Raw genomic sequence first — 17,892 nt, 5'->3', positions numbered from 1 at the left:
TTCGAGACCTATCCATTCGACGAGGTTGACCGGCCAGCCGCATGAATTTGACAAAAAGCCATAGAAAGCAGAACGCTATCGCCTTGGCTATCGTCTCCGCGACGGCCGCGCTCATGCTTGGATTGTTCGTCGCCGGAAGCCAGCTTCTGCGATTGCGCACCGGCGAGGTGCAGGACGCGTCGATGGTGCAGGCCGCCAATGTCCGTTCGAACGGGGCGGCACTCGCCTTTGCACATGCCATGTCCGAGAACTGGCGCCAGGTCGTCTGGCTGTCCGAAGTCATCGCCCGCAACGCTGATATCGATCTGAACGAGACACTTTCCGCGCTGGTGCAGGATCACCGGAGGATCAGTTGGGCAGGCTTTGTCACACCGGATGGCACGGTGCAGGCGGCGTCGCACGGTTTGCTGGTCGGAGCGGACGTTTCCGAACGGCTCTGGTTTCAGACCGGGCTGCGGGGAGACCACGCAGGCGATCTGCGCGACGCCGTCCTTCTGAGCGACCTGCTTGGCGGGACGCCGGACGAGCCGTTGCGCTTTCTCGACTTCGCCCGCCCGGTCGTTGACCCGTCCGGCGCGACGATCGGCGTGGTCGCGATCCATATCGACGGCGCATGGGCCGCTGACTTTCTGAGCGAGATCGCCGACAGCCTGGAAATCGAGCTGTTCATCGTTGATGACGACCGCCAGGTGAAGTTCGCGACCGACACACTGGAGGACGACTCCCTCAATCTGTGGGCGCTGGAAGAGGCGGGAACCAACTTCACTGGCGGGCTGGAGGTCTGGCCGGATGGCCGGCGCTATCACTCGGCAGTGGTGCGCGACCTGAACCTGGGGCTGACGCCCGATTTCGGCTGGCGGCTTGTCGGACGGCTGGACCCGGTGTCGTTCGAGGCGATCGCGCGGCGCATCCCCTCGGAAGTCGAGGCAATGCTGTCGCGCGACGGCGCGGCGCGTATGCTGCGCGGCGTGCTGGGCGCGCTGGCCCTTGGCGTGATCGGCCTGACCGCGCTGGCGATCTTTCTGCGTCATTGGGTCGATCGCGAGGCGGGGCGCGCCAGGGCCACGGGCTATCTGCTGGACCGCAGCCAGCGCCGCCTTGCCGTCATCGCCGAAAGCGCGGCCCTTCCCATCGCGACCTTGCGCGACGGGGTCTACCACACCGCGAACCCGGCGGCCGTGCGGCTGCTGGGCCGTGAACGAGAGGGCGATCTGGTGGGGCGGGCCTTCCTCGACATCTCGCCCGCGGGCGAGATGCAGCAAGAGCGCGGCCTGCAGGAATGGGCCGACTTCGAGGATGTGCTGCATACCGCGCAGTCGATGCGCGTCGGCTGGAAGCACCGGCGGCCGGACGGGCAGATCGCGCATCTGGACGTGCTGCTCTGCGAGGTTCCCGCCGAGAATGGCGTCGAGGTCATCGCCATCCTGCAAGACATGACCTCGCGCCACGAAGCCGACGCGCTGCTCCGCGATTATCAGAGCCATCTGGAACGCGCCGTGGCCGAGCGGACCGAGCAGCTTGAGCGCAAGCGGATGGAACAGCAGGCCATCCTGAACGCGGCGATGGTGGGCATTGCGGTCCTTCGCGAAGGGGTGATCGTGCAGACGAACCCGCAGTTGCTGCGGAAATTCGCGCTGCATCAGACGGTCAGCGAGGTGGGCGTGCAATGGCATCTGCTGAAGTCGCTGATCCTGCCCGACGACCGGGCGGCGGCGGCGGCCGACGCCTTCCTCCGGAACGAGGCCTATCACTTCGAGGACACGCTGGAACGGCAGGACGGCACCAATTTCAGGGCCCGCGTGACCGTCGCACCGCTTGATCCGGCCGAACCGGCCGCGGGGGCGGTCTGGGTCGTGCGCGACGTGACCGACGAGCACGAGGCGGGGCTCGCCACCCGCAAGAGCAAGGATATCGCCGAACAGGCGGTCCAGCTCAAGATGCAGTTCCTTTCGACGATAAGCCACGAGATCCGCACACCGCTGAATGCCGTGCTTGGCTTCATGGACCTTGCCGCCGATGAGGACGACCCTGCCCGGCGCAGCGATCACATCGCCAAGGCCCGCCGGTCCGGGCGGCAGGTGGCGGGGCTGCTGAACGATCTGCTTGACCTGTCGCGCGCGGAATCAGGCCGGATGGAGATCGAGACCGTCCCCTTCCACCTCGCGGATCTGGCGCATGAATGCCTGGAATCCGTCGTGCCTGCGATCGGTTCCGCCGAGGTCGAGCTGGTTCTGGACATCTCTCCCGACCTGCCCGCCGAGATGCTTGGCGATCCTCTGCGGCTACGCCAGATCCTCGGGAACTACCTCTCGAATGCCGCCAAGTTCACCAACTCGGGCGAGATCGTGCTGTCGGTCTCGGGGCAGCATGTGGCGGGGGATGAATGGCGGTTGCGTCTTGCCGTCAGCGATACGGGGATCGGGCTGTCCGAGGATCAGGCGGCGCGGCTGTTCTCCAACTTCGCGCAGGCCGACAAATCCACCGCGCGGCTTTATGGCGGCACCGGGCTTGGCCTTGCGATCTGCAAGCAGCTTGCCGGGCTGATGGGCGGCGAAGTCGGTGTCGACTCGGCCAAGGGCCGGGGCAGCCACTTCTGGATCGAATTACCAATGGCCGCGACCGTTCCGCAACCGATGACCGCCCAGGATCCGCCGCGCGGCGCAGCCTATCTGGCCGTCGCCTGTCCTCGCCTTGCCGAAAGCCTGAAGCGAGCCCTGCACCGCGTCGGGCTGTCGCTGCTGACCGCACCACAGGCCGATGCCGTCACGATCATGGACGACCGAGAGATCAAGGCGCGGGGTTGGTCACCGGAAACCTTCGCGCCTGGACCCGGCATCCTTCTGTCGCGCAGCATGACCGAGGCTGTCGGCCCTCAGACGATCATGCTGCGCAAGCCGGTCAATCCCCTTGTGCTGGTCAACCGCGCGCAGTTCGTGCTGCACCAGCCTTCGGGCGCGGTCGTGGCGCAGGAAGTCACCGCCCGGGACGCAAGGGCCGGCCGGCCTCATGCGCTGGTCGCGGATGACAGCCCGATGCTGCGCGACCTGTCCCAGCAATTGCTGGAACGGCTGGGATTCGAGGTCACGACCGCCGAGAACGGCGCCGCCGCCGTGCAGGCCGTGCTGGACCAGGCTTTTGACGTGATCTTCATGGATCACCAGATGCCCGTCGTGGACGGGATCGAGGCGACGCGGCGCATCCGCGCGCTTGGGACCAGCCGGGCGGGCGTGCCGATCATCGGGGTCAGCGGCACGGACTCGCCCGAATTGCGGCGCCTCTGCCTTGCCGTCGGCATGGACGAGTTCCTGTTGAAGCCGATCGCCCGCAAAGACGTGGAGAAGGTGTTGAAAGAGCGCCTGTCCCTCGACGCCCCCGATCCGGCCGACCGCCCCGTCTAGGCCTTCCAACAATAGGCAAAGCCCGGCTGCATCAGCCGCGACACGACCATATGCGCGATGTCACCCGCGCCTGAATGCAACGTCGGGTCCCAGTACATGTTGCCTTCCAGAAACACCGGCCCCTCGGGCGTGATGGCGACATCCCAGCCGATCGTCTCGGGGGCGGGGCCGATGATCTCGTGCAGCAACAGACAGCGACGGGCGGCCTCGCGGAAATGCGGAACGCGGTAACCCTCGAATGTATCGAGGCCCCGCTGCTCGGCCGATAGCGGAACCCCCGCATTGTTGCGCGGCGTGCCCTGCAGCCCGCCCGAGGCCGGATCAATCGCGCAGAACGACCCGCCGCCGATGAGGTTGTCCACGACGTTGCCCGCCGCGCCGATCCGGATCGCGGTGGCCAGCATCTCGGCCTGGCGGCATGTCCTGCCGAACATCGTCACGATCCGGACGCCGTTGATGCTGCTGGGGTTCAGCACCGACAAGCGCTCGTGCTGTGCCAGTCGTCTCTGGATGAGGACCGGATAGGGAAGACCCTGAAGCAGGGCGATGATCTCGTCCCTGGTCGAGGGCTTGTCGTTCAGGCTGAATTCTCCGCCCAGGGCCGTGATCGCATAGGCGCCCTCGCCGCTGGCACCGTGCCTGTCCTTGATGAAGAAGGCGCCCTCGTGACGCGCCAGAAAGGTCGTCGGATCGGTCCTGTCCCGCGCGACGGTATCATGGACGACGCCGCCCTCCAACACGGCCAGCGTCTGCGGCGCATCCATGCCCGCGCTGCGCACCATCCCGTCAAAGGCCAGCTTGTCGCGGAACAGCAGATGGCGCCGCGACCGCCTGTTCAGCGCATAGACGACATGGTGGAACCTGCGGCGCCAGTTCTCGAGCCCCGGCATCTCGGTCTCGGACAGGCCAAGGCGCGCGGCCTTGACCGCCTCGACAAAGCGGGCGGCCAGATCGTCCCGAGGTGCGGGGATCGGCGCAGGCGCGGGGATCGGTGGGCGCACCGTATCCATCATCTGACACATCAGGCGGTCGCCATAGGGCGTGAACGCCTCTCCGGCCGAGGGATAGGACGTGAACTCGCCAAAGACCGGACCCCGCGTCGTCATGTAGAAATCCAGCCGATAGAATTCCTCGATCTCTGCCGAGATGCGTTCGGCCATCGCGATCAGAACCTCAAGGTCCGCGGGGCGGGGATAGGCGGGGCCCATGCGGTAATTCGTCTTGATCGGCCGGTCGATATGGGACCAGTCGCGCGTGAAGAACGAGTTGGTGCGCAGTTTCTTTTCGGGATTGCGGTCGATCACCTGGATCAGCCCGCAACGGCCCTTGGCCGCGAACACCTTGAAATCGCGCGGAATGGCAAAGGCGGGGTCGTAATCCTGCAGGAATTCCTCGGCGATGACCCGCGTCCCGGGCTTTTCGACGATCTTGTCGGCGGTCCAGGTCTCGCGGACATAGCGCGCCCGGTCGGCCGGCGCCACGCGGTCGCCGTTCATGCGGTTGACCTCGCCATCCAGCAGGATCACGCCCTTGCTGTCGGCGCCGTTATTGGGCTTGATCACCACCCGCGACGGCAGCGCGGCGATATCCAGCTGATCCAGCGAGGCGGCCTCGGCATGGACAAGCGGCAGCGGCAGGCCGAGGCCACCGATATACCCGGTCATCACCGACTTGTTCACCAACGAGGCCAGAAACAGGCGGCGTGCCTGAACCGCCGGGTCGGGATCGGGGTTCTTGCGCTGATACCATTCCGACAGACGCTGATCCATGCGCTGCTTGAAGGTCGGGTCGGGGCGGGTCTCGTCCAGCATCAGCATGCAGCCTCTGGCGAGGTGGCTGTCTTGTGCCGCCGTCGCGTGAATGGGGTTCGGGCCCGGATCTGCGGGTCAGCGCGGCTCATCGCGCCCGCCATCGATCGGGGGCGCGGACCGCAACAGCCACATGCTGAGCGTCCGAAGGGGCCGCGTGATCCGCCACGAGCGCGAGGTGAGGACAGCGGCCAGGGTCTCGGCCGTCTGCGTCTGCCGCATCACCGCGCTGTCGCGCTGATCCTCGGCCTGCTTGCGCCGCGACCGTTCCTGCCTGAGTTGGGTCAGCGTCTGATGCAGTTCCGCCGTGATGCGCGCCATGCGTCCGTCGGTTGCGGCCCGTGGCGATGCGCCCGCGCCCTCGGCCGGGGAGAGCTGCTGAAGCAGCAACTGTTCGCGCATCAGGACCGCGCAACCCGCGCTGTCCAGAAGGGCCGCATATCGTGCGGCAGCGCTGGTCAGCGTCGCGGGTTGGATCTGTCCAAGGCTCGCCCCATCCAGAGCCGACAGCGTGTCGCGCAGGTCGGGATCGCTGGCCAGAACGCCCAGTGCCAGCAAGGCGGCCAGCGGATCACCCGCCTCTTGCATCGCCCGTGCCAGGCCCGCACCGTTCGGACCCGAAACATGCGGGATCACCGACGCGGCATCCGGACCGGCCAGCCCCGAGGCGGCGATCAACGCACACCGCTCGGGGGCGGCCCGATGCAGGTCCAGCAGGGCCTGCGCCCGGATTTGCCAGGCGCGGGCGACGGGCGCCGGGTCGCGGCTCTCGGCCAGCGCCTCACGGATGGAGGCCGCGGGAATGTCCCACAGGATCGCCACGGGGGCGCCATCCGCCGCCTGCGACAGGTCCGGGGGCGTCTCGATCCGCGTGCCCTGATCGGACAGCGCGTCCAAAAGGGTCGGAGGGACATCTGCCGTGGCCAGCAGGCGCCGAGCGGGAGCGGCGACGGTGGCGGCCTCTGCCTTGAGCGGCTTCATGGGCGGACCCTCCTTTGTGGCAGCCGGATCGACCATTTCTGCGGCGGCGCTGTCAGACATGGCACATCACCTCGGTCACGAGGGCGTTGGCGATGCGCGCGCGTTCGGCCTCGACGATCCGGAAATCGCCGAAAAGCGACGCAAGCCGCTGTGCCGTGTCCAGCCATGCGTCGGCTAGGGCCATATCGGGGGAGAAATCCGTCAGATATGCGGCGGCCTCTGCGACCTCCAGCCCGTAGGTGTTCACCATGGCGGCGTGCGCAACCAGTTCGAAAAGCCGGTGTCGCGGCCCCGCGAAACAGACCGGGATCGCACCGCAGGCGAAGGCGTCGAACGGCTTTTCCGAGATATAGCCGTTCAGGTGGATGTTCTCTTGCGCGCCCAGAAGCAGGCTGCGGTCATGCACCTGGGCCAGCTTGTCCAGATGCCAGTCGGGCAGGTCCTGCCGCGTAGCGTCGGCCCCCCAGCCCTTGCCCAGACACAGCGCGCCATCCGGGCGCATCGCTTCGGCCAGTTCGGTGCGATAGGCGCTGAGGCGGACCACCTCGCCCTCGGGGCGCTTGTGGCGGTAGTTTTCGCCCGCCCGATATTCAGCGATGAAGGCGGCAGGCAGGCAGGCCGCACGCCAATGCGCCAGCAGATCGGCTGGACGGCGTCCGGCCTGACGGGCGATCAGGCTGGCGAAGCGCGTGATGAACCGGTCGTCGGTCAGCGGGAAATAGGGCAGAGTCTCGAAATCGAAGATCTCGGACGTGCCATGCGCCAGATGGGCGTAATTCAGCGTGATCCCGCCCTGCGTCAAGGCATTGCGGCGACCCTGGGGCGCACCGCTCCAGGTGATGTCCCAAAGAGGTTCCTCAGAGATCACCGCAAGGCTTGTGCCCTTGGTGGCCAGCGCGTCGATGCGCGCCGCGTGCTCGCGGAAATCGAGATCGAAACCCGTCACGACCAGTTCTGCCCCTTCGGGTTCGGGCACCAGCTCGAGGCGGCGGCCGACATGGCGGCGGATCGCGTCATATGCCATGGGCGTCCGGGAAGCGTGACGGCCGAAAAGGCAAATACGCGGTGCATGGATGCGCCGGATCGAGGGTGCGGGCAGGCCATGCCCCTCGGCCGGGGTCAGGCCGGGCAGGTCGCGCCGGGTGAAATGCAGCGCACGGCGCAGCACCGCGTCGAAATGCTGCCCGATGCGCGGCTCGGCGATCCGTCCCCGTTCGGCCGCGAGGGTCGCGGTCAGCTTGTCCGAGGCCGTGATCTCGTCCAGGGCGGCGGCGGGGTCCAGCAGCAGGCGCCCGCTCCAGCGCACCAGCAGCGCCCCTGCCGCGTCCGCGGGCGGCTCGTCCCCGGCCTCGGTCGCGTTCGACAGGATGAAGTCAAGAAGGTCGGTGACGAACGAGGGCGCACCATAGAGCAGCCAGATCTGCCGCATCGCGTGGCGCATCGCGGCAATCCGCTGCGGATCCTCGGCGATCCCGGCCAAGAGGTCCGGCAGCGCGGCGATGGCCTCGGGCGTCTCGGGGCAGAAGATGGCCGCCTGATCCCAGAGCCGCCGATCGCCCGGAGGCGCCCAGTCATCGGCCAGGATCACCGGGATCGTCCCTGCGGCCAGCGCTTCCCACAACCGGATCGAGTTTGGCCCCGTCCCCGACGGGCACAGCGCAAAGACCGAACCGGTCAGCGCCTCGCGGAACTCGTCGGTCGCGGATTGATCCACCAGCGTCTCGGGCTGTCCAGTGGCATTCTTCAGGATCTGCTTGTCATAGACGACGCGCTGGTAATGCCAGCCGTCGCGCCCCCGGATCAGCCCCCTCGGATCATCGCTGAGAAGGTCGAGGATCCAGTTTCGCGACTGCGTCAGATACCAGGAATTCGCCCGCGCGCCGATGAAGGAATAGAGATGCGGGCGCGCCAACCCGTCGGCCTCGGGCGAGGCTTCGGGCAGGGCCTCGGGCGTCTGCACGGGATAGAGCGGAAAGGGATGAAACCTGACGCCCGTCTCCGCGGCTGGATCGCACTGCTGGTCGGCCGGTGTGGCATGGGGCCAGAACACATCGGAAATTCCGGCCATGTCAAAGAGATACTGATACTTCCGCGCGAAGATGTGCTGGCAGACCGTCACCCTGCGCCGCCCTTCGGGCAGGACGGCACAGACCCGGTCCAGTTCCGCCATGAAGTCGGCCGCGTCGGCAGCGCGGGTCTGCAACTTGTCGATCAGCGTGGCCCAGGGAAAGGCCACGTAAAGCGGCGCGCGCGGCAGGTTCAGCCCGGTCGCGGCCAGGCGGTGGAAGGCGTGCTGTTCCGTGATGGCGGGAAATTGCCATTCCGCGTCCAGCCCGATGATCCCGGGCATCCGGACAAGCGGGCGCTCGGGCTTCTGCACGACCGCTTCCGGCAAGGTGCCGGTCGTTACTTCAACCGGCGGCGTCGCGCCCCGGCCTTCGCCCTGCGGCGGGGCCTTGCCGAAGCATCTTTGATGGCGCGCCACGAGCTCGTACCTGGCGGATTCGTCATAGAGGCTCAGCAGCCCGTCGGGATAGCGGCTGCGGATCGTGCGGCGCATGACATCTGGCGCCGCCGCCAGCGCGCGCAGGGCCTCGTCGCGCTTTGCAGTGGGGATCAGGCGCTCGATCTCGGCCAGATAGAGGTCGCGCTGGCTGGCCGAAAGCTGACCCTCTCGCAGCCGGAACGCGCCCAGGGGATTGCGCGACTGCACCAACGAGGCATGCTGCGCGAAGCGCTGCCACAGCGCCCAATCGCCCGCCAGCCGGAAGGTCGGCAGCAGGCTTGCCGCATCCGCCTTGTTCCAGAGCCAGCGCCGGAAGAACGTGCCCTCCTGCTGGACAAAGGGCCAGTGATGCCCGTCGCAAAGCCCCGCCCCGATCGCCGCGGCCGGCAGGGGACGGTCATGTGACTGGATGATCACGTCGTCGCGCATGATCGCCACGGCCCCGCCAAGCCACGAGACCTGTTTCGACGAGAACTGCCGGTCGATTTCGGACACCAGCGCAAGCGCGCCCGACAGCAGCAGATCGTCGGCATTGATCCAGGTCATGAACTGCTCGGGCGGCCCTTCGAGGCTGCCGAGCGCCCGCGCAAGGCCGTCATGTCCTGCCCTTGTCGTGCGATCAACTCGTCCCGGCGCGATGAATCGAACCGGCCCGTATCGCCTAGGCTATACGCCGCCGGGGTGCAAGAATTCCGGCGTCGCGGATCGATCCGGCGCGGCTACGGGCGCCGGGCGCCGCAGGGTCAGCGCGAACATCTGCGGCGTGAAGGCGAAGGCCAGCGTCACCGACAGCGCGACGCCTCCGGCGACCGACATGGCGAAGGGCGGCCAGAAGCCGCCCCCGGCAAGGATCAGCGGCAGGAAGCCTCCTACGGTCGTGATCGTGGTCGAGGTGATGTGCCGCGCCGAGCCTGCCACGACCTCGACCATCGCCTGCCGGTCGCCCGATGCGGCGCGCGCGTCCTGTTGCAGCCCCGACAGCACGATCAGCGCCGCGTTCACCGACACACCGATCGAGCCGATCACCCCGATGATCGCATTGATCCCGAACGGATAGCCGAAGATCGCCAGCGCCAGCATCGACAACCCCGCCGAAAGACCCGCCACCGCAAAGGCGATCAGCGTCAGGCGGAACGAGTTGAAGGTCAGCACCACCACCGCCAAGGACAGCGTGACGATCAGCCCGAGGGGTGCGACCAGCGCCCGGACCGTGCTGTCGCGGGCATCGGTATCGCCGCCGGTCTCTAGCCGGATGCCCTGCGGAGGGGCGTAGCCCTCGGCCTCCAGCAGCGCCATGGCACCGGCCAGCGCGATGGCGGGCAGGACGCCCGGCATCAGGTAGGCCTGAACATTGTTCACGCGCTCGCCGTTGCGGCGGGTGATGGTGCTTTCCGAAGGCTCCAGTTGCAGCGTGCCCAGGCTCGACAGCGGCACGCCGGGATGCAGGCCCGCCCGCGCCGCGTTGGCCGCGCCCGGCGGCAGGATCGGCATGTCGCCGACCGCCACCGGATCACCGCGCAGCCCCGCCCCGAGGCGGACCCGGACCGGCAATTCCTCGGTCCCCTCGAGCAGCGAGCCGCCGGTCACGCCCTCCAGCCCGGCCTCCATCTGCCGGGCGACCTGGCCCGGATCCAGTCCCAGAAGGCGCGCGCGCGCCTCGTCCACGGTGACGGTCAGCTTGGGCGCCCCGCCCGCGATCCCGGTTCGCACCAGCGCGATCTGGGGCACCTCGGCCAACAGGCCGCGCAGATCGTCGCCCGCCCGACGCAGCGCGTCGATATCCTGCCCCACGAGGCGCAGTTCGACCGGGGCCGCGACGGGCGGGCCTTGGGTCAGCCCCCGGATCACGAACCGCGCCTGCGCAAAGGCGGCGGGCAGGTCGGCCTGTAGTTCCGCCAGCAGGCGCGCGGTCGCAGCGGGCGATTGCGTGCGGATCAGCGCCTGCGCAAAGGCCGGGGCCTGATCGCGGTTGCCGACCATGTTGTAATAGAAAGCGGGCGCCGAGCGGCCGATCACCCAGGCGATATCCGCGATCCCGTCCCGCGCGGCGAGGTCGGCGTCGATCCGGCGCACCACGCGCAGCGTCTCGTCGAGGCTGGTGCCGGGGGGTAGATCGACCTCGATATGGAACTGGTCACGATCCACGCCGGGAAAGAATTGCGGGGTCAGGCCCGGCAGCGTCAGAAAGCCCAGCACCGGCAGAACCAGCGCGATGATCACGCTGCGCAGGGGATTGGCCATAGACAGGGTCAGCGCGCGGCGGAACAGCCGTCCCACCGGCCCCTGGCGCGCGGTTTCGCCCCCGCCGGGACGCAGCCAGCGCCCGGCAAGTGCCGGCGTCAGGGTCAGCGCGATCACCAGCGACCAGGTCAGCATCACGATGACCGAGATCGCGATCGAGCCGACGAAATCCCCCGCAGGCCCGGGCAGCAGCAGAAGCGGCATGAAGGACAGGATCGTCGTCATGGTCGAGGCGGTCAGGGGCATGGCCAGCCGGCGGACGGCGCGCGAGACGGCCTGCAACCGCGACAGGCCCACGCGCATGAGCTTGCCGATCTCGTCGGTCATCACGATGGCCGCGTCCACCAGCAGGCCAAGCGCGACGATGAGGCCGGACACGCTCATCTGGTGGATCGGCACGGCCAGCGCGTTCAGCGTGGCGACCGAAGCCAGCGAGACCATCGGCAGAACCATCGCCACGATCAGCGCGGCGCGCGCGCCAAGCGTGACGAACAGGACCGCGACCACCAGCGCGACGCCCACCGCCATGTTCAGCCCGACCTCGGTCAGGCGCTCGGTCGTGTAGCGGCTCTGGTCGAACACGGTCTCAAGCGACAGGCCCCAGGGCAGCACGGCCTGCTGTCCCTCGATGGCCGCGCGAACAGAGGCCATCCAGCGATCCACCTGCAACCCGTCGCCCAGCCGGGCCGAGATCAGGATCGCGGGCCGCCCGCCATGCAGCGCGGCCTCGGACAGGGGCAGGCGCGGGCCGCGCGTGATTTCGGCCACGTCGCCCAACAGCGTGATGCCGCCCGCTTCCTCTTGCAGCAACACCACGGCGCGCAACCGGTCGAGCGAGGTGATCTCGCCGGTGACGCCCAGCACCAGATCCGCCCGGTCGCCGCGCAGCCGCCCCGCCTGAACCTTGGCATCCGCAGCCCGGATCGCCGCCGAGACCGCGTCGGCGGTCAGGCCCAAGGCGGCGCTGCGATCGGGGTCCAGCGTGACCAGAACCTCCTCCTCAGGCAGGCCGTGCAGATCCACGAGACTGGTGCCCGGCACACGGCGCAGCCGGTCGGCCAGCGCCTCGGCCTCGCGCGCGGCGCGGGGCAGGCTGAATCCGTCAGGCATGGTCAGCGCGAAGATCGCGGCATAGCCGCCCGCGCTGTCGCTGTCGAATTCGGGTTCCAGCACGCCCACGGGAAAGTCGCGCCGCGCATCCTGCATCGCGTCGCGCACGAGGCTCCAGACCTGTTCGATGGACGCCGGGGGGGTGGTCTCTTCCAGCTCGACCGAAATGACCGAGATGCCGGTGCCCGAGGTGGATTCGATGGTCGCGATCTCGGGGATTGTGCGCAGCTCTGTCTCGATCTTGGCGGTCACGAGGGCCTCGACCCGCGCCGGGTCCGCGCCGGGAAAGACCGTCGTGATCGTGGCGAAGATGTTGGTGATGGTCGGGTCTTCCTGCCGCCCGATGGACCAGAGGGCCGAGGCCCCCGCCGACAGGATGACCAGCAGCGCCAGCATCACCAGGCGCGGCTGGCGGAAGAACAGCGTATTCATCGGACTATTCCCCCGCACGGGCAAGCTGGACCAGCACGGACTGGCCCGGTGCCACGCGCTCGGGCGCCTCGGCGATGATGCGCGCGCCTTGCGGCAGGGCGCCGCGCAGGAAGACCCGCGCGCCCTCGGCATGGATCACCTCGACCGCGACGGGCTGGACAAGATCGCCCCCCGGGTCGGGGCGCAGGGCCATGACCGACCAGCTGCCCCGCGCGCCTTCGCGCAGAGCCGCGAGCGGCGCCCAGAAACCCGCCTCGTCGATCTGCTGCCGCAGGACCACGGTCACGGTCTCGCCAAAGAGCGGGGCCGCCCCCTCGGGCAGCGTCAGGATGACGGGGCGGCTGCGGGTGGCGGGGTCAAGATCGGGGCGCAGATGCAGGATGCGGGCGTCATGCACCCGGCCGCCGATCTCGACCGCCAGCGCGTCGCCCGGCGACAGCGTGGCGGCCAGATCGGGGGGCAGTCCCACACGCAGTCGGGCCGGGGATGCGTCATGCAGGACCAGAACCGGCTGGCCCGCAATCGCGGTCTGACCCGGATCGACCAGCCGTGCGCCGACCCGCGCCGCAAAGGGCGCCCGCAGGACGGACTTGTCCAAAAGCACATCGACCCCCGCGATCCGGGCCTTGGTGGCGTCCATCCCGGCCTCGATCCGCGCCAGGGTCAGCCGCGCCTCGTCCTGCGCGGCGACGGCGCGAAAGCCTCGCTCGGTCAGCGCGTCCTGTCGGGCCAGGGTCAGCCGCGCAAGCTCGGCATCGGCGCTGAGCGCGGCAAGTTCGGCCTGAAGTGCGGCCCGTTCGGGGATCAGCGCGCGGGTATCCAGCCGCGCCAGAGCCGTGCCCTCGGCGACCAGATCGCCTTCGTCGGCCAGAACCTGCGTGACCCGCCCGCCCTGTTCAAAACCCAACTCGATGCGGGCGGCAGGCTCGACCTGACCGGCGAAGCGGCGGGTGACGGTGTAGCCGGGCTCTGGCGCGACCGCGATCACGCGCACCGTCGTTCGTGGGGCGACAGGGCCGGGATCGGCGGGGCTGGCCGACAGAAGCGCGCGCCCCCCGATGACGGCCGCGCCTGCGGCGCTGGCAATGACAAGCGTGAGGGCCAGCGTCGCGCCCCGGCGGAGTGCCTTGCGGGTCACGGTCTCTGCGCGATCGGTCATGGTCGCATCCTCAATGTAAGCGATACTTACATAAGTTAGAATCACTCACTTTGGCAAGTGGCAAGCAACGTCGGGTCGCATTCGCGGGTGGCCATCCCTAAGCCGCCGAACCGCCTTGCGGCTGCATGTAAGCGCTGCTAACTTCCGCGGGAAGACATCGACTGCGAAGGGCGATCACAATGTCCGATGAAGCGCCCGCGCCCGCCGTGACCCCGAAATCCGCCTATCACCACGGCGACCTGCGCGCCCAGTTGATCGAGGCCGTGCGCGAACTGGTCGAGACGCATGGCCCGGACGGGTTCTCGGTTGCCGAGGCGGCGCGCCGCGCCGGGGTCAGTTCTGCCGCGCCCTACAAGCACTTCAAGGACCGCCCTGAAATCCTGCGCGCGGTCGCAAGCGAGGCGCTGGACCGGCTACGCATTTCGATGGAACAGGCCGCCGCAGCCCATCCGGTCGGCTCGCTCGAGGCCGTGGCGGCGATCGGGCTGGCCTATGTCGATTTTGCGCGGGCCGAGCCGGGCGTCTTCCGACTGGTTTTCGGACTGACCGAGGGGCACGAAAATGCACCGGACCTTCAGCAAAAGGGCGAATGCTGTTTCGGCGTGGTCGTCAGGGCGGCGGCCAATCGGCTGGGCCTGCCACCGGATGATCCGCTGGTGATGCGGCGCGCCTATATGCTGTGGTCTTTCGTCCACGGCCATTCCTTTCTGCATATCGACGGCAAGGCCCGCGTCGTCGCCGAGAACATCGACGAATGGCTCTTTCTGAACGAGATCAGCCGGGGGGTTCTGGGCACACCGCCCGCAGCGTGATCGCAGGGCCTCAGGTGCGGGGGGGTTCGGTGTTCAACAGCCGTTCCAGCGCATCGACGCGCGCGTTGGTCAGGGCCTGCGGCTGGGGCGGCGTCACCCCTGCCCAGCCCCGTTCAAGCGCGGCCTCGGTCGAAAAAGCCCCTGCCCGCCGGATCCCCGGCAACTCGTCCCAGCCAACCGGACAGGCAACCGGAGCGCCGGGCCGGGCACGCACCGAAAAGGGCGCAATGGCGGTCGCGCCGCGTTCGTTGCGCAGCCAGTCGATGAAGATGCGGCCTTCGCGCCGGCTTTTCGCCATCTGCGCGGTGAAGCGGCGCGGCCAGCGGCTTTCGGCCAGATGCGCCAGCCCGCGCGAGAACAGCTTGACGCTGTCCCAGCCGGATTGGCGCTTCAGCGGCACGACCAGATGGATGCCCTTGCCGCCCGACAGCATGGCCCAGCAATCCAGATCGATCTGGGCCAGCAGATCGCGCAGGTCCAGCGCGGCGCGGCGGGTCGCGGCAAAGCCCAGCCCCTCGTCCGGGTCCAGGTCCAGCACCAGCCGGTCGGGTCGGTCCAGCCGGTCGCGGCGCGCCGCCCAGATGTGAAACTCGACGCTGCCCATCTGCACGGCGCCGACCAGCCCCGCCGCGTCGGTGACATAGGCATAGGGCGCGCTGTCGCCATCCGATCCTTCGATCTGCATGGTCTTCAGCGCGTCGGGGAAGCCCCTGCCGGGATGTTTCTGAAAGAACCGCTCGCCCTCCAGCCCCTCGGGCAGGCGCAGCAGCGACAGGGGGCGGTCGGCCATCTCGGACAGCATCAGGGGCGCGGCGGCCTCGTAATAGCGGGCCAGATCGGCCTTGGTCAGCCGGGGCTTGGGAAAGATCACCCGGTCGCCGCTGCTCAGCGCGATGCCCGCGATCATCTCGCGGCCGGTCGTGGGCTCGGACATGGGCGCGGGCTCCTCATGGTGGATCTGGTCGGCGGGCTTGTCCTCGCGCAGGCCCAGATAGACGGCGTGGCGCAGCCGCCCCGATGCGGTGATCTCGGCGTAATCGACCTCGACGGCCAGAACGGGGTTGATCCAGCGCGCGCCTGCGGTCTCGGGACGAGGCGCCGCAAGCGGTGCGGTCTTTCGTGCAAGCGGGCGCATCCGATCCGCCAGATCGGCCATCGCGGTGCCGTCGAAGCCGCTGCCGACCTTGCCCATGTAGCGCCAATCCTCGCCCTTGCGCGCGGCCAGCAGAAGCGATGCAAAGGGCCGCGCCGGGCTGTCCGAGGGCTGCCAGCCCACGACCACATATTCGCCCCTGCGGCGGCACTTGATCTTGAGCCAGTCGCGCCCTCGCCCGCCGCGATAGGGGGCGTCGTGCCGCTTGGCGATCAGCCCTTCGCCGCCTTGCCGGCAGATCAGATCGAGGGCCTCGTCCACAGGGCCCTCGATCACGGGGGACAGGGGCAGCGGCCCCATCGGCGGCAGCGGATTGAACAGCGTCTCCAGCGCGGCGCGGCGTTGGCGAAGGGGTTTCCCGCCAAGGTCGCGCCCGTCCAGATGCAGCAGGTCGAAGCCCACGAAGCGGAACGGCCCCCCTGCCCCGATGGCATCCTGCAACGCACCGAATCCCGACAGACCGGCCCCGGCCACGATCTCTCCGTCGATCAGCGCGGATTTGCAGGCCAGGTCGTCGAAGGCAGGCAGCAATTCGGCGAAACGGTCGGACCAGTCATGCCCGGCCCGCGTGAAAATGCGCGTGCCCCCGGCGCCGACAGCCACCTGCGCGCGGTAGCCGTCAAGTTTCAGCTCGTGCCAGTGATCGCCGCCCGAGGGGGCCTCGTCGGCCAGTGTGGCAAGCTGCGGCGCGACCGGGCGCGGTGTGCCGCCCTTGCGCGGTGGTGCGACCGGCTTTGCCCCTGCTGCGATCTGGGCCATCGAACGGCCGGTCGCCACGCTGGTCCGGTGGCGCGCGGCGGGGTCGGGGCCGCCTGCGGCCTCGTCCTGCTGCTTGATCAGCAGCCAGTTCTCGCGCCCCTTGTCTGAGGCACGGCCCTTGATCCGCACGAGGTTCCAGTCGCCGGTCAGGCGACGCCCGTGCAGGCGCATCCGCAGATGGCCCTTGGCCAGCCCACGCCCCGCCGGTTCGAGGGGCTGCCACCAGCCCAGATCCCACAGCATCACGCTGCCCGCGCCGTAATGGCCCTTGGGGATCACGCCCTCGAATTGCAGATAGGACAGGGGGTGATCCTCGGTCCGGACGGCCAGTCGCTTGTCGGACGGGTCCAGCGAGGGGCCGCGCGTGACCGCCCAGCTCAGCAGGACGCCCTGCCATTCCAGCCGCAGATCCCAGTGCAGCCGCGTCGCGTCGTGGTTCTGTATACTGTAGCGCAGCGCCAGCCCCGAAGGCTGGCCCGGATCGGACGGCTCGGGCGTCGCGGCGAAATCGCGCCTGTCGCGGTATCGCTGCAGCCCCGGCATGTCAGGCGGACTTCTTGCCGCGACCGCGCGGCTTGGGGCCGTCCTTCTTCAGGCTTTCCTTCAGCGCGGACATCAGATCGACGACATTCGTCGCGCCGCCGCCGCGCTGGTCGTCGCCATCGCCCAGCTTGGTGCGCGGGGTCTTGCGGCTCTTGCGCCTGGATTCGATCAGGGCGCGCAACGCCTCGTCGTAATGGTCGCGAAAGGCGCCCGCATCGAAGGGCGCGGCCTTGCGGCGGATCAGCTGGGTCGCCACGTCCAGCAGATCGTCATCGCTTTTCTGATCCTCGATCGCCGAGAAAAGCGGCGCGGCTTCGCGGATCTCGTCCTCATAGCGCAGCGTCTCCAGCAGCAGCCCGTCGCCGCATGGCCGGATCGCGCAGAGGTATTCGCGCCCCCGCATCGTCAGCTGGCCTAGCGCGGTCTTTCCCTCGGCCCGCAGTGCATCGCGCACCACGCGATAGGCATCCTGCGCCAGATCGTCCGAGGGGATGACGTAATAGGGCCGGTCGAAATAAAGCGGCGAGATCTCGGACTGGTCCACGAACTGCACCAGTTCCAGCGTCTTGCGGGTTTCCAGCTTGATCGCGTCGATATCTTCGGGTTGCAGCAGCAGGTAATCGCCCTTGGCCAGCTCGTAACCCTTGAGGATCTCGTCAGGCTTGACCGGGCCTACCCCCGCCACTGTCTTTTCGTAGCGGACCGGCTTGCCCGAGGGGCCGTGGATCTGGCGAAAGGAGAGCCGCGCGCCCGAGCGCGTGGCCGGGTGCAGTTCAACGGGAATGGCGACAAGAGACAGACGAAGCTGGCCCTTCCAGACGGCGCGAGAAGCCATGACATCCTCCGTGGCGATCATCAGGGAACGCCGGCCGGGGCGTCAGGGTTCAGTGCCGCCCGGCGATCAAGGTCCGCAGGACCGCGCGCCCGGTGGTTTGCGGCTGTCCCGGATCGGGCGGGCTTGACCACGGCGCACCGGCTCTTTGGTCACGC

Annotated in this window: 9 protein-coding genes; 2 read left to right on the top strand and 7 right to left on the bottom strand. The window is 68.6% G+C overall.

Annotated features, from left to right (window positions below):
• Window positions 1-113: 113 nt before the first annotated feature.
• On the top strand, window positions 114-3,398 hold the full coding sequence (locus ACTZWU_RS11215) for an ATP-binding protein (protein WP_444737447.1): 3,285 nt from the start codon (window positions 114-116) through the stop codon (window positions 3,396-3,398).
• Here ACTZWU_RS11215 and ACTZWU_RS11210 read toward each other — a convergent pair.
• The 5 genes from ACTZWU_RS11210 to ACTZWU_RS11190 all read right to left on the bottom strand — a co-directional run bounded on the left by ACTZWU_RS11210 (window position 3,395) and on the right by ACTZWU_RS11190 (window position 13,635).
• Complete coding sequence (locus ACTZWU_RS11210; protein WP_444737446.1) at window positions 3,395-5,209, bottom strand: sugar-transfer associated ATP-grasp domain-containing protein; 1,815 nt, start codon at window positions 5,207-5,209, stop codon at window positions 3,395-3,397. The two genes, ACTZWU_RS11215 and ACTZWU_RS11210, sit on opposite strands and share 4 nt — an antisense overlap.
• A 75-nt stretch (window positions 5,210-5,284) precedes the next feature.
• Entirely contained in the window at window positions 5,285-6,187 is a 903-nt protein-coding gene (locus ACTZWU_RS11205) for a hypothetical protein (RefSeq protein ID WP_444737445.1), read from the bottom strand.
• 52 nt (window positions 6,188-6,239) lie between these two features.
• Window positions 6,240-9,239 carry an exostosin domain-containing protein gene (locus ACTZWU_RS11200; RefSeq protein WP_444737444.1) on the bottom strand — a complete coding sequence of 1,000 codons (3,000 nt, stop codon included), beginning with the start codon at window positions 9,237-9,239 and terminating at the stop codon, window positions 6,240-6,242.
• A gap of 120 nt (window positions 9,240-9,359) precedes the next feature.
• Complete coding sequence (locus ACTZWU_RS11195; RefSeq protein WP_444737443.1) at window positions 9,360-12,476, bottom strand: efflux RND transporter permease subunit; 3,117 nt, start codon at window positions 12,474-12,476, stop codon at window positions 9,360-9,362.
• A 4-nt stretch (window positions 12,477-12,480) separates the two neighbouring features.
• Window positions 12,481-13,635: an efflux RND transporter periplasmic adaptor subunit gene (locus tag ACTZWU_RS11190; protein ID WP_444737442.1), complete on the bottom strand. Its 1,155-nt coding sequence runs from the start codon at window positions 13,633-13,635 to the stop codon at window positions 12,481-12,483.
• Between the two features lie 179 nt (window positions 13,636-13,814).
• Between ACTZWU_RS11190 and ACTZWU_RS11185 the strand changes: the two genes are divergently transcribed.
• The gene (locus ACTZWU_RS11185) at window positions 13,815-14,447 is read left to right on the top strand and encodes a TetR/AcrR family transcriptional regulator (RefSeq protein WP_444737441.1); all 633 of its coding nucleotides are present in this window, start codon (window positions 13,815-13,817) and stop codon (window positions 14,445-14,447) included.
• A 10-nt stretch (window positions 14,448-14,457) separates the two neighbouring features.
• On the opposite strand, the gene ligD is transcribed toward ACTZWU_RS11185, so the two are convergent.
• Window positions 14,458-16,902 carry a DNA ligase D gene (gene ligD / locus ACTZWU_RS11180; protein ID WP_444737440.1) on the bottom strand — a complete coding sequence of 815 codons (2,445 nt, stop codon included), beginning with the start codon at window positions 16,900-16,902 and terminating at the stop codon, window positions 14,458-14,460.
• 1 nt (window position 16,903) lies between these two features.
• Window positions 16,904-17,737 (bottom strand): non-homologous end joining protein Ku, encoded by an 834-nt coding sequence (gene ku, locus ACTZWU_RS11175; protein WP_444737439.1) that lies wholly within the window; start codon window positions 17,735-17,737, stop codon window positions 16,904-16,906.
• Window positions 17,738-17,892 lie beyond the last annotated feature (155 nt).

Source organism: Paracoccus sp. NSM, assembly GCF_052379855.1.
In the GTDB taxonomy this organism is placed as follows: Bacteria; Pseudomonadota; Alphaproteobacteria; order Rhodobacterales; family Rhodobacteraceae; genus Paracoccus.
This window is presented reverse-complemented; position numbering and strand designations above follow the sequence as displayed.